We start from the raw sequence: 12,585 nt of genomic DNA, 5'->3' as shown, positions 1-12,585 counted from the left end.
AAAAGTGATTGCCCTGCCGGGGGCAGTCTCTGTTTCCGACCTCAAAATCAGATTCACGCCTTCGGGCAATACTTTGTCTCCGATCTGCGTGGGCACGATGCGTTCAGCCATCTGCTCCATCGACAGTTCTGACGGGTTCATCCAGCTGCTTTGGGCGCCGCTCGATCCAGCTTTCGCGGGCAGCGCTATCCGGCTGCAAGCCTCCCGCACGCAGCACCAGCCGCTCCACACGCCAGTCTTACGTGCTGCCCCTGTAGCTTTTCCCGATCACAGTTGGTAACATATTGCAACAAATGGAAGCCTTTGGCAGCTATCCATCGTTGGCCTGCGTTTCAGATTGTGGGCGCAAGGCATCGTCATCCATCGCAACGGGGGCATCGCATGTTCGACGCACGCAAATTCACGCTCGCAATTTCAGCTTCGGCTTCGCATTCGGTTTTGGCTTTACTCGCCTGTTTGGCATTGGGCGCAAGCGTGACTGCGCATGCAGCGACATCAGCCATCAGCGCGTCGGTGCAGGCTGACCGCATCACCTGGTCATCGACCCAGCCCTATGGCACCGCCACGCTGCGGTTGGCAAGGCCCGGCGGTCAAGTGGTCGATATTCCACTCGGCCCCTCGGGACTCGAGTTCAAGCTTCGGCAATTGCCTGGGCTGACGGATGGCAACTATGTCTACGAGCTCACGCTCACCCCGCCAGCCAACATGCCCGCCGCACAGGCGCAGGCCTCCATTCAGCAACGCGTGATTTCCGGCGCGTTCACGCTCGCGAGCGGTCAGTTGGTTTTGCCCGCAGCAGGCATCTCCGGCAAGGCTTCCAGCCCGATGACCAAGGCGGCCGTGTTGGCAGACGACCAGATTGTGCAAGCCAGCCTCTGCGTGGGCAGTGACTGCGTCAACAATGAATCTTTCGGCTATGACACCATCCGTCTGAAGACGGCCAGCCCGCGCATCCACTTTGATGACACCAGCTCAAATGCGGGTTATGCCGCCAACGACTGGCGGCTGTTGGCCAACGATGGCGGCAGCGACAACTTTGCCCTGGATGACGCCACCTCCGGCAACCGCATCTTCAGCGTGACGGCGGGTGCGCCGAGCAATAGCCTGTACGTTGCGGCCAACGGAAAGATCGGTTTGCGGACCGCCACGCCGGGGCTCGATATTCATGCAGTGACAGGCAACACGCCCGCCATTCGGCTGGAGCAGACTAATGCGGGTGGCTATGTGCCGCAGACCTGGGATATCGGTGGCAACGAGGCCAACTTCTTCATCCGCGACGTCACCGGTGGCAGCAAACTGCCGCTGCGCATTCGTCCCGGCGCGCCCACCAGCAGCGTCGATATTGCATCCACCGGTTTTGTAGGAATGGGGATTATCAGCCCCAGTGCTGCATTGCACATCCAGCGCAGCAATGGCCAGGCCAAGCTGCTGGTGGATGAAGCCAGCACCACGGCTGCCACCCGGACCTTGCTTGAGCTCTCCAACAACGGAGCAGCAGCAATACGCTTCACTACCGGCACCAATGCTGGCTGGGACATGGCCGCTGGCAACGAGTTGACGCTGGCCACGCAAGGCGCTGCAACGCCGCAGTTCTCATTGCAATCCAATGGCAACCTGACCATCACCGGCACCCTCAGCAACGGCTCCAGCCGTCTGCTGAAAACAGGCATCGTGCCGGTTGACGGGGCTGCGTTGCTCGACAAAGTGCTGGCATTGCCGATCTACCACTGGCGTTACAAAACCAGCCCCGCGCAGGAGTTGCACGTGGGGCCGATGGCAGAAGACTTCCGGCAAATGTTCCATCTGGGACACGATGACCGCAGCCTCGCTCCCGCCGACTTGGCCGGGGTAACACTCGGCGCCGTGCAAGCGCTGGCGCAGAAGGTGAGCGAGCGTGATGCCGACATCGCCGACATCAAGGCCCGCATCCAGGCACTGGAAGCGTTGGTGGCCCCCACTGGCAATCGCTGATCGGGGCGCAGCATGGCACATCCGATCCTTTTCAAGACACTGCGGCCAAGCCCGCAACGGCTCGCTTCCGCGTTGATGACGCTCTTGCTAAGTGGCTTGCCCCTGCACGCAAGCCTTGCGCAGGCAGCGAGCACCACTCAATCCACGCCACTGAGCATCAGCTCCACGGTCACCGCTACGCATCTGACATGGCAGGCATCATCAGCACATGGCGCTGCCACGTTGCGACTGGCCTCCAGAAGTGGCGAATGGCTGCGAGACATCCCACTACCTGCCAGCGCCTTGGCCCTGTCGGCACACGATGCGGCCCTGCCCGACGGTGACTACATCTACGAGCTGACACTGGCTCCCGCCCTCAACGCAACGCGCAACCGGACAGCAGATGAAAGTGCGGCTCCAACACCGGCCAGCCTCCCCCAAGGCGCAGCGCAATCCGGTTACGTCAGCGTGCGCGCTGGCCGCTTCGTGCTGCCAGTTGCGGAGACGTCCGATCCAAGCGTGGTAACGAAGAGCGCCACGCTGGTCAAAGACGTTGTGGTGGCTGAAGACTCCATCGTGCAAGGTCGCTTCTGCGTGGGCCTCGACTGCGCCACCAGTGAAACCTTTGGCAGCGATACGCTGCGCTTGAAGGAAAACAACACCCGCCTCAAGTTCGAAGAGACCCGCACCACACCTGCGCCAACCCACGTGTGGCAAATCATTGCCAATGATTTAGCAAGCGGCGGTGCCAACTTTTTGGGCATTGAAGATGTCACCGGCGCGCTCATGCCCATTCGCTGGATGGCTGGCGCACCTGCCAACAGCCTGTTGATTGATGCACAAGGTCGTCTTGGTGCCAGAACCGCCACACCGGCCCAGGACACACACATCCGCACCGGGGACACGCCGGGCATTCGCTACGAGCAAAACACCACCAGCGGCTTTACACCGCAAACCTGGGACGTGGCCGGCAATGAAGCCAACTTCTTTGTGCGTGACCAGAGTTCCGGCAGCCTTTTGCCTCTGCGCATTCGTCCGGGTGCACCGCAATCGAGCCTGGACATTGCCAGCAGCGGCTCGATCGGCCTCGGCACCCCACGCCCCACCGCCGCCTTGCATGTGCGCCGTGCGGATGGCAATGCCAAAGTACTTGTTGAAAACACCACCACAGCCAGCACCAGCCCCGTGGTGGAGCTGAAAAACGATGGCCCGGTGGTGGCCGCTTTGCTACGCGGCTCGCCAACCACCCGCTGGACCACCACGGCAGACAGCGCCGACTTCCGCTTTGCCGGTGACTCGGGTGCGACGGCACTGGCAGTACAAGCCAATGGCGATCTGACGGTGCCCGGCATTCTGAGCCAGGGCTCAAGCCGCTCGCTCAAACATGACATCACGCCCGTGGGTGTCGAATCGATCCTGCAAAGCGTGCGAGAACTGCCGGTCTATGCCTGGCAATATCTGAGCGACCAAAACGCCAGCACACACTTGGGGCCGATGGCCGAAGACGTGCACCAAGCCACGCAGTTGGGCGAGAGCCCCCGCCGACTCGCACCTAGCGACATCGCCAGCCTCGCCACAGCCGCAGTGCAGGCGCTGAGCCAGCAATTGGCAGCGCGTGATGCCGAACTCAACGCCTTGCAACAGCGCTTTCTGGAGTTGGAATCGCGCTTGACCCGACAACTCAGGAGCCAGCCATGACCCGACTGACTCCCAAGCCCTGCAATCGCCTTGTCCGCCCTGTTGCGCGAGCTTGGTTTGCTGGCGCCGCGCTGCAACTCTCAACGATTAGTTGCGCTCTGGCGCAGGCCTTCACGGTGACGCCATCGACCATCGTCATGCCCGCATCAGGCGACGCGATCAACGTCACACTGGTCCCCTCGGGCGGCATTGCCCCTTATCAGTACATCCTGAGTACTGGGCGTCTTCCGGCGGGCGTCAGCCTGTCGAGCGCTGGCGTGCTCAGCGGTACGCTGGCGGAAACCTCGCCCGCATTCACGATCACCGTGGCCGATGACCGGGGCGCGGAGGTGGATGTGCTCGCCAAGGTGATCACCATGACACCGCCCGCCGCGCCCTTCACCGTAGGCACCAGCCCTGGCGCCGTGCTCAGCGCTGCGGGTGGCTCCGGCCCCTATCAGTTTGTGCTGGCCCCCGGAAGCAGCATGCCGCCCGGCCTCACCTTGAATCCCGACGGCAGCCTGAGCGGCGCAGCCACAACGGCAGGCACCTACACGGTTCCCATCGTCGTCACGGACAGCGCTGGTTCCAGCGTGACCGTCAACGTGACCTTCACCGTCAATGCGGCGCCCGTCGTGCTCAGCTTTGCGGCACCGCCCGTCATGACTGTGGGCATCCCGTCCAGCACTACGCTGGCTGCCTCGGGCGGTAGTGCGCCGTATCAGTTTGCGCTCACCAGCGGCGCTCTGCCCGCAGGGCTGACCCTGAACGCTGACGGCACCGTCACTGGCACGCCCAGCGCGGCAGGGTCTGCCAGCGTCACCATCACGGTGACAGACAATGCAGGCGCCAGCACACCTAACACAGTCACTTTCACCGTGAATGCGGCACCGATTGTGCTCAGCATTGCTGCGCCTCAGGTCATGACCGTTGGCAGCCCCGTCAACATGGCTCTGGCAGCGTCGGGCGGGAGTGCGCCCTATCAGTTTGCGCTCACCAGCGGCACGCTACCCGCAGGATTGACGCTGAACGCGGACGGTACCGTCACTGGCACGCCCAGCGAGGCAGGGACTGCCAGCGTCACCATCACCGTTACGGACAATGCGGGCGCCAGCACGCCCAATGCAGTGACCTTCTCCGTGAACGCAGCCCCCGTAGTGGTGGTCATCAGCATTGCAACGCCACCGGCGATGACGGTAGGCAGCCCGGCCAATGTGGCGCTCGTCGCATCTGGCGGCACGAGTCCCTACCGGTTTGCACTCACCAGCGGCAGCCTGCCCGCAGGTTTGACGCTCAACCCGGACGGTACCGTGACAGGCACGCCCAGCGTGGTGGGATCGTCCTCCGTCACCATCACGGTGACCGACAACGCAGGAAACAGCACGCCCAATCCGGTGACCTTCGCCGTGAATGCAGCCCCTGTCCCCGTGAGTCCGGCACCGGTGCCCTGGAACGCGCCGTGGGCGCTGTTCTCCAGCGCAGCGCTGATCTTGCTCGGACGAGCGTTTACGCGACGTAAGGGGAGTTCGAGGCAGCCTTAACCGGCACAGCCGAGCAGTCTGCAAGAACAGGTGCCGGGCAGCTGAAAAATGGAGATGAAAAAAAGCCAATGCAGAAACACCTGCATTGGCTTTTTGTTTGTTTGAAGGCGGTGGCTTTACTGGATGGCAGCGCCCGAGGATTCGACGATGGCCTTCGATTCCTTAAAGTCCTTTTGGAAGAACTTGTCAAAATCGGCCGCCGACATGGCTTGTGGCTCGGCGCCCTGGGCCTGGATAGCTTCTTGCACGGCCTTGTCGCCGAGCAGCTTGTTCACTTCGGTGTTCAGCTTGGTGACGATGGGCGCGGGCAGGTTCTTGGGGCCGAAGAGGCCGTACCAAGTGCTCACGTCAAAGCCCTTCATGCCCAGCTCAGCCACGGTCGGCACATCGGGCAGTGAGGAGCTGCGCTTGGCCGAGGTAACAGCCAGCGGGCGCAGCTTGCCGGCCTTGATTTGTGCAATGGCCGAGGGCACGGAAGACACCAGCAGATCGACGTTGCCCGAGAGCGTATCGACCAGCGCCGGGCTGGAGCCCTTGTAAGGCACGTGGGTGAGCTTGACGCCCGCAGCCTTCTCGAACAACACACCCGCAATGTGGATGCTGGTGCCGTTGCCGGGCGAGCCGTAGGTGACCTTGCCGGGATCGGCCTTGGCGGCGGCGATCACGTCGTTCAGGGTTTTGAACTTGCTGGTTTCGGCCGTGGCGATGATGACGGGCGAGTAGGCCACGTGGGCAATCGGCGTCAGATCGGTCGAAGGGTTCCAGGGCAGGCCTTTGTAGAGGTAGTAGCCCAGCACCACATTGTCTTTTTGGCCCATCACGATGTCGTAACCCGTGGGCTGCGCCTTGGCCGCTTCGGTGATGCCGATGGTGCCGCCCGCTCCGGCGCGGTTGTCGGCCACCACCGTCCAGTGGTTTTGCTCGGTCAGCTTTTGCGCGATGATGCGCGAGAGAATGTCGGTGCCGCCGCCCGGTGGGAAAGGCACGATCAGGCGCACTGGCTTGCTGCCGGGGTAGTCGGTGGCCGGGCCTTGTGCCTGGGCCAGAGAAGCAGCGCCCAAGGCTACAGCCACGGCACCGTATTGCAATACTTGTCGAATCATCGGGTTTGTCTCCTGGTGAGATCGCACCTTCGCATGCCGGCACACGCTCGGTGCTGCAAGGAGGGGGTTAAATGCTGTCAGATCGGTGATGATGTATGCCATCCCGCCAAGCTGGTTATTCTAGGGGGTGTGACAAGCCTGTGACTGCGGGCTTGTCCCAGGCGGCGCGGTGCTCCATTGGGGCCTGCGAAATGCACGCAGCCCCTCGTGCCCAATTGCGAAGGCCGGGCAGGGTGTTTCGGCCTTGTTCAAGGAGAAGTGGAATGCAGACCAAGCACATCAGACACCTGGCATTGGCAGCCAGCCTGCTCGCCAGCAGCGCAGTGTCCCAAGCCGCGTTGGCCGTGGGTGCCAGCGCACCGGTGTTCAACACGCAATCGGCCATGGCCGGCAAGGCGCAGCCGTTTGACATGGCAGCAGCCTTGGCCAAAGGGCCTGTGGTGCTGTACTTCTTCCCCAAGGCTTTCACGCAGGGCTGCACGATGGAGGCCCATGCGTTCGCTGAGGCCACGCCGCAGTTCGCGGCGCTCGGTGCCCGCGTGGTGGGCATTTCGCACGACGACATCGCCACCTTGCAGAAGTTCTCCACTGAAGCCTGCCGCGACCAGTTCGTAGTGGCCTCCGACCCAGAGGCCAAAACCATCCAGGCCTACGACGCAGGCTCGGCCGCGCGGCCGGGCACGGCTTCACGCATTTCGTATGTGATTGCGCCCAACGGCAAGGTGCTGTTTGTCCATGAAGGCAGTGATCCGCTGGAGCATGTGCAGCGGACGCTGAAGGCGGTGGAGGCTTGGAAGGCAGGGGCGAAGAAATAGGCGTTGTCACCTTTGCGTGGCGTGGTGCTTAGCTGCGCGAATCGCAAAGGAGCATGCCAGCAAACAAAAAAGCGCGGACTGCTCCGCGCTTTGGGCATTTGTTGAGGGCGTTCAGTCCAATTGCTTGAAGCCTTGCCAGATCCGCAACCGCAAGCCATTGGCCACCACCAGCAGACTCACGCCCATATCGGCCACTACCGCCATCCACATGCTGGCGTTGCCGGTGAGCGCCAGTCCGAAGAAGATGACTTTCACGCCCAGGGCCAGGCCAATGTTCTGCCACAGCACGCTGTGCGAGTAGCGCGAGAGCGCGATGGTTTGCGGGATGCGGCGCAGGTCGTCGTTCATCAGCACCACGTCGGCGGTTTCCATGGCCATGTCGGTGCCGTGTGCGCCACCCATGGCAAAGGCCAGGTCGGCTTTGGCCAGTGCGGGTGCGTCGTTGATGCCGTCGCCCACCATGGCGGTGGGGCCGATGGCGCTTTGCATTTCACCCAGAATGCGCAGCTTATCCTCGGGCAGCAGATTGCCTTGGGCTTGCACAATGCCGGCCTGCTTGGAAATGGTGGTGACGGTGGTGCTGTTGTCGCCGCTCAGTACCACGGGTTGTACGCCTTCGGTTTGTAGCAAGTGCACGGCGGCGGGCGCTTGTTCGCGCAACGGGTCGGCCACGGCAAACAGGGCGGCAGCACCATCTTCGCTGGCCAGGGCGGTGACGGTGCGGCCTTGTTGCTCGTGCACGGCCATGGCGGCTTGCACGGCTTCGGTGGCGATGGAGCGCTCGCGCAGCAAGCGCAGATTGCCCAGCATCCAGCGCTTGCCGTGCACGACGGCTTCGGTGCCGCGGCCGGGCAGGGCTTGTACCTCGCTGATCTCGTTGTCGGCCGTCTGGCCGGCTTGCAGACCGGCGGCGATGGCACGCGATACCGGGTGGTCGGAGCGGCTGGCCAGATGCCAGGCAATGTGGGCCAGCTCATCTTTAGCGTCGCCCGTGTTCAGTGTTTGCCATTCCACCAGCTTGGGTTGGCCAGTGGTAAGGGTGCCGGTTTTGTCCAACGCAATGGCGCGCAGGTTGCGTGCGCTTTCCAGCGCGCTGCCGCCCTTGATCAGCACGCCGTTTTTAGCGGCCACGGTGAGTGCGCTGACCACAGTGACAGGCGTGGAGATGACCAGCGCGCATGGGCAGGCGATCACCAGCAAAGCCAGTGCCTGGTAGGCAGACTGCGTCCAGGTCCAGTCCATGGCAAAGGGCGCAATTACGGCCAGCGCAATGGCCAGCAACAAGATGATGGGCGTGTAGATGGCGGCAAAGCGGTCGACAAAACGCTGTGTCGGCGCTTTGGCGGCCTGCGCTTGTTCGACGGCGCGCACGATGCGGCTGATCAGGCTTTGCTCGGGCGCGGCGTCCACGCGCATTTGCAGCTCGGCGTGCTGGTTCACGCTGCCGGCATAGAGCGGGTCGCCAGCGGCTTTTTCGGCCAGGGCGCTTTCGCCGGTGATGGGTGCCTGGTCTACCGCGCTCTGGCCTTGGGTGACGGTGCCGTCCAGCGGCACGCGCGCACCGGGCGCAATGCGCAGCACCGCGCCCATGGGCACATCGGCTGCCAGCATGCGTTGTGTGCTGCCGTCGGCTTGCAGCACATCGGCTTCTTGCGGTGCCAGGTTCAAGAGGTCGCGGATGGCGTTGCGGGCGCGGTCCATGGCCATGTCTTCGATGCGCTCAGCCGCCGCATACAGCGCCATCACCATGGCGGCTTCGGGCCACTGTCCAATCAGGAAAGCGCCAGTCACCGCTACCGCCATGAGCGCGTGGATGCCGAGCTTGAGCTGCATCAGCCCTTGGATACCGGCCTTGTAGACGCCCAGGCCCGACAGCGCAATGGCCAGCACCGCCAGCGCCATGCCGCCGTAGTGCAGCAGCTGGTAGTTGGCGCTGCCCGGTTGGCCGCTGGCCCAGTGGCAGGCCTCTGCCACCACGGCCGCTACCAAGGCGGCGCCAATACGGCCCCAGCCGGGCAGGGCGCCGTGGTCGTGGCCATGGTCGTCATGCTCGCCATGCTCATCGTGGGCATGGTCGTGGCCGCTGTGGTCGTGGGCATCGGCAGGCGCGGCCTTGCGCATGCCGAAGCTCAGGTCGATGGTGCCGCAGTCGGTGCAGCCTGCGGCCTGTTTGCTGCCGGTGGCGCAGCTGGCGGCTGCAGGGCGAGGCTGGTGTTGGTGCTCATGACCGTGGTCGTGCTCATGCCCGTGCTCATGCGGGTGCGAATGCACATGCGGGTTCAGGTTTTTATCGCTCATGCCATGATTGGAAACCTTGAAGTCACTTGAATGTCAAGCCATGGCCGTTGCTTCTGCTCCCACCGGTGTTTACAAGATTGGCGAGGCCGCTGCGCGCTCGGGCGTGTCGGCGGCCAATATCCGCTATTACGAGAAAGAAAAGCTGCTCAGCGCCGGCACGCGCAGCGCCAGCAGCTACCGCTTGTACAGCGATGCCGATATTCACCAGCTGCGCTTTATCCGCCTGTGCCGGGCCATGGACATGTCGCTGGACGAGGTGCGCAGCCTGCTTGCCCTCGATTGGCACAGCAGCGATGACTGCGCAGCTGCACGCAATACGGTCGACGAGCACTTGCACCACGTACGCGAGCGCTTGCAAGAGCTGCAGACGCTGGAGAAAGAATTGGTGGCTTTGCGCGATTGCTGCGACGGCAACTCAGGCGTGTGCCACACCATTGAGGCACTGCACCGCCGCGCCGATGCGCAAGACCTGGAAGCGCAGACCAGCTCGCCGGTCAAGCGCCATGTTTGATCGACGGTAGCGTGGGTCGCCAGTAATGTTCAGGCGCGCAGCAGCGCAGCATCCACTTCGTCAAAGCTGCGCTCCATCTGCGGCGATGGGCGCTTGCCCAGCAGGCTGACGACGACGATTGCCACGCTGGCCAGCACAAAGCCGGGCACGATTTCGTAGAGCTTCCAGCCCAGCATGGGGTCGAGCCAGCTCTTCCACAACACTACGGTGACGGCGCCCACCAGCATGCCGGCGAGGGCGCCGTTGCGCGTCATGCGTTTCCACAGCAGCGAGAACAGCACGACAGGGCCGAAGGCGGCGCCAAAGCCGGCCCAGGCGTAGGCCACCATGCCCAGCACCTTGGCGTCGGGGTCGGCCGCAATGGCGATGGCGATCACCGAGATCAGCAACACCATGGCGCGGCCGAACCAGACCAGCTCGTGCTGCGTGGCCTGTTTGCGCAAAAAGGTTTTGTAGATGTCTTGCGTGAGCGCGCTGGAGCACACCAGCAATTGGCAAGAGAGCGTGCTCATCACCGCAGCCAGAATGGCGGCCAGCAGAATGCCGGCGATCCAGGGATTGAAGAGTTGTTTGGCCACTTCGATGAACACGGTTTCTGCATTTGCGGTCACACCTGCCGCTTGCTCCGGGCGCGTGCCGAAATAGGCAATGCCGAAATAGCCCACGGCCACTGCGCCGGCCAGGCACAGCACCATCCAGGTCATGCCAATGCGGCGCGCGTTGGGGATGGTGGCCACCGATTCGGCGGCCATGAAGCGCACCAGAATGTGCGGCTGGCCAAAATAGCCCAGGCCCCAGGCGAGCAGGGAGACGATGGCGATGGTGTCGAGCTTGGCCAGCATGTCCAGCGCGCCGGGGCGCACGGTTTGCACTACGGCATTGCTGGCGGCTACGCCACCGTCGGCGTAGATGACCATCAGCGGCGCCAGGATGAGCGCAGTGATCATCAGCGCGGCTTGGATGGTGTCGGTCCAGCTCACGGCCAGAAAACCGCCGATGAACACATAGGCAATGGTGGCTACCGCGCCCACCCACAGTGCCACGTGGTACGGCATACCGAACATGCTCTCGAACAAGCGAGCACCGGCTACCACGCCCGAGGCGCAGTAGATGGTGAAGAACACCAGAATGACGACCGAGGTGAAGATGCGCAGCACATTGCTGCTGTCTTCAAAGCGGTTGCTGAAGTAATCGGGCAGGGTGAGCGCGTTGCCGACTTTCTCGGTGTAAACGCGCAAGCGCGCCGCCACAAAACGCCAGTTGAGCCAGGCGCCAATGCACAGGCCGATGGCGATCCACGACTGCGACAGGCCCGAGAGGTAGACCGCGCCGGGCAGGCCCATGAGCAGCCAGCCGCTCATGTCCGAGGCGCCGGCCGAGAGCGCGGTGACAAAGCTGCCCAGGCTGCGGCCGCCCAGAATGTAGTCCGACAGGTTGCTGGTGGCGCGGTAGCCGAGCCAGCCGATCAGCATCATGCCGCACAGGTAGATCGCAAAAGTCACCAGGGTAGGGGTGTTGGCCGTCATGGCAATAGCTCCGAATCGCGCCGCTGGCGCGAAGCTGGGTGAGGGAGTGGTTCAACGGCCAGCAACAAGCGCAGTGCGGCCTTGGGGTCAGACGGAGAACGTAGAGTGCTATCAAATAAATAGCTTCCTGAGCCCGCTGATAGTGTGTAAAGCCGCGCATTTTAGCGGCTGCTCACAAACAACCTGGTAGAAACCCTAGGGGTAAAGCGGGCAGCGGCCAGGCGCCGGCCCAGCGCTGCGCGGCCGGGTGGATCGCCTATCATGCGCACATGTTGACCAGCCTGCTCCAACCCCAATGGCCAGACCGTCTGTGGCGCACGCTGCAGCGCTGGGCCGTGGCGTGGTGGCGCATTGTGTATTTGGGCGCGGCGGTGATGGTGATGCTTTTGTCGCCCAGCAGTTATGTGCGGCAGACGCGGGGCCGCATGCTGCGCCGCATGTATGTGGATACGGCGCCGATTCTGGTGGGCTTTACCGCTTTGGCAGCGCTGCTGTGCCTGGTGATTGCGCGCATCGTCATCGTCACGGCCGGCAGCTATGGCTTGTCGCGGGTGGCGGTGGAGATGGTGATCCGCGTGCTGGTGCTGGAGCTGATTCCGCTGACCGCCGCGCTGTTTGTGGCCATGCGTTGCTCGATACCCGCGGGCGCGGCGCTCACCCGCATGCGCGAGGATGGGCATTTCGAGCGTCTCCGTGCCCAAGGTCTGGACCCGGTGCGCACCGAAATGCTGCCGCTGGTGGTGGCAAGCATGTACGCCTCGGTCACGCTGGCGGCCTTGTCTTGCGTGGTCTCGCTGGTGATGGTGTATTTCAGCGTCTACGGCTTCAATCTGATGGGGCTGGAGTTGTATACGCGCATGTTCGGCAGGGTCTTCACGCCCATGGTGACCTGGCTTTTCGGGCTCAAAACCTTGCTGTTCAGCCTGGCCGTGGCGCTGATTCCCACGGCTTCGGCCATGTACCGGCCCTACGGCATGCGTGCCGACGAGGTGCTGGGCCCGGAATCCGATCTGTCCGGGCTGGCGCGCATGTTTGCTGTGCTCTTGCTGATCGAGGTGGCGTCGCTGCTGGGTAATTACTATTGATTACTTCTGCCGCCAAGCAGGTAAAGCTGGCGCGGCAACGCCCGGCCGGCCCGCGCGCTCACTACAATCGCGCTTGGCC

9 protein-coding genes are annotated in these 12,585 nt (G+C 63.2%); 6 read left to right on the top strand and 3 right to left on the bottom strand.

Going from position 1 to position 12,585, the window contains the following annotated elements; genetic code table 11:
• The first annotated feature begins 474 nt into the window (after positions 1-474).
• The 3 genes from ACFIQF_RS20515 (at position 475) to ACFIQF_RS20505 (ending at position 5,168) form a co-directional block, all read left to right on the top strand.
• Complete coding sequence (locus ACFIQF_RS20515) at positions 475-1,971, top strand: tail fiber domain-containing protein (RefSeq protein ID WP_393945502.1); 1,497 nt, start codon at positions 475-477, stop codon at positions 1,969-1,971.
• Positions 1,972-2,193: 222 nt separating this feature from the next.
• On the top strand, positions 2,194-3,648 hold the full coding sequence (locus ACFIQF_RS20510; protein ID WP_393945501.1) for a tail fiber domain-containing protein: 1,455 nt from the start codon (positions 2,194-2,196) through the stop codon (positions 3,646-3,648).
• The gene (locus tag ACFIQF_RS20505) at positions 3,645-5,168 is read left to right on the top strand and encodes a putative Ig domain-containing protein (protein WP_393945500.1); all 1,524 of its coding nucleotides are present in this window, start codon (positions 3,645-3,647) and stop codon (positions 5,166-5,168) included. The genes ACFIQF_RS20510 and ACFIQF_RS20505 overlap by 4 nt, the downstream gene beginning before the upstream one ends.
• A 116-nt stretch (positions 5,169-5,284) precedes the next feature.
• On the opposite strand, the gene ACFIQF_RS20500 is transcribed toward ACFIQF_RS20505, so the two are convergent.
• A complete protein-coding gene (locus tag ACFIQF_RS20500; protein WP_393945499.1) occupies positions 5,285-6,271 on the bottom strand; it encodes a Bug family tripartite tricarboxylate transporter substrate binding protein in 987 nt (328 codons plus the stop codon).
• A 263-nt stretch (positions 6,272-6,534) separates the two neighbouring features.
• Here ACFIQF_RS20500 and ACFIQF_RS20495 point away from each other — a divergent pair, with 263 nt between their 5' ends.
• Complete coding sequence (locus tag ACFIQF_RS20495; protein ID WP_393945498.1) at positions 6,535-7,086, top strand: peroxiredoxin; 552 nt, start codon at positions 6,535-6,537, stop codon at positions 7,084-7,086.
• A gap of 111 nt (positions 7,087-7,197) precedes the next feature.
• Here the strand turns inward: ACFIQF_RS20495 and ACFIQF_RS20490 are convergent, their stop codons facing one another.
• Complete coding sequence (locus ACFIQF_RS20490) at positions 7,198-9,384, bottom strand: heavy metal translocating P-type ATPase (RefSeq protein ID WP_393945497.1); 2,187 nt, start codon at positions 9,382-9,384, stop codon at positions 7,198-7,200.
• A gap of 40 nt (positions 9,385-9,424) precedes the next feature.
• Between ACFIQF_RS20490 and ACFIQF_RS20485 the strand changes: the two genes are divergently transcribed.
• Complete coding sequence (locus ACFIQF_RS20485) at positions 9,425-9,895, top strand: Cd(II)/Pb(II)-responsive transcriptional regulator (RefSeq protein ID WP_393945496.1); 471 nt, start codon at positions 9,425-9,427, stop codon at positions 9,893-9,895.
• Between the two features lie 29 nt (positions 9,896-9,924).
• On the opposite strand, the gene putP is transcribed toward ACFIQF_RS20485, so the two are convergent.
• Positions 9,925-11,421 carry a sodium/proline symporter PutP gene (putP, locus tag ACFIQF_RS20480; protein WP_393945495.1) on the bottom strand — a complete coding sequence of 499 codons (1,497 nt, stop codon included), beginning with the start codon at positions 11,419-11,421 and terminating at the stop codon, positions 9,925-9,927.
• 269 nt (positions 11,422-11,690) lie between these two features.
• Here putP and ACFIQF_RS20475 point away from each other — a divergent pair, with 269 nt between their 5' ends.
• On the top strand, positions 11,691-12,506 hold the full coding sequence (locus tag ACFIQF_RS20475; protein ID WP_393945494.1) for an MlaE family ABC transporter permease: 816 nt from the start codon (positions 11,691-11,693) through the stop codon (positions 12,504-12,506).
• Positions 12,507-12,585: the final 79 nt, after the last annotated feature.

It is taken from the genome of Comamonas trifloxystrobinivorans (assembly GCF_043359985.1).
Lineage (GTDB): Bacteria > Pseudomonadota > Gammaproteobacteria > Burkholderiales > Burkholderiaceae_C > Comamonas > Comamonas trifloxystrobinivorans.
This window is presented reverse-complemented; position numbering and strand designations above follow the sequence as displayed.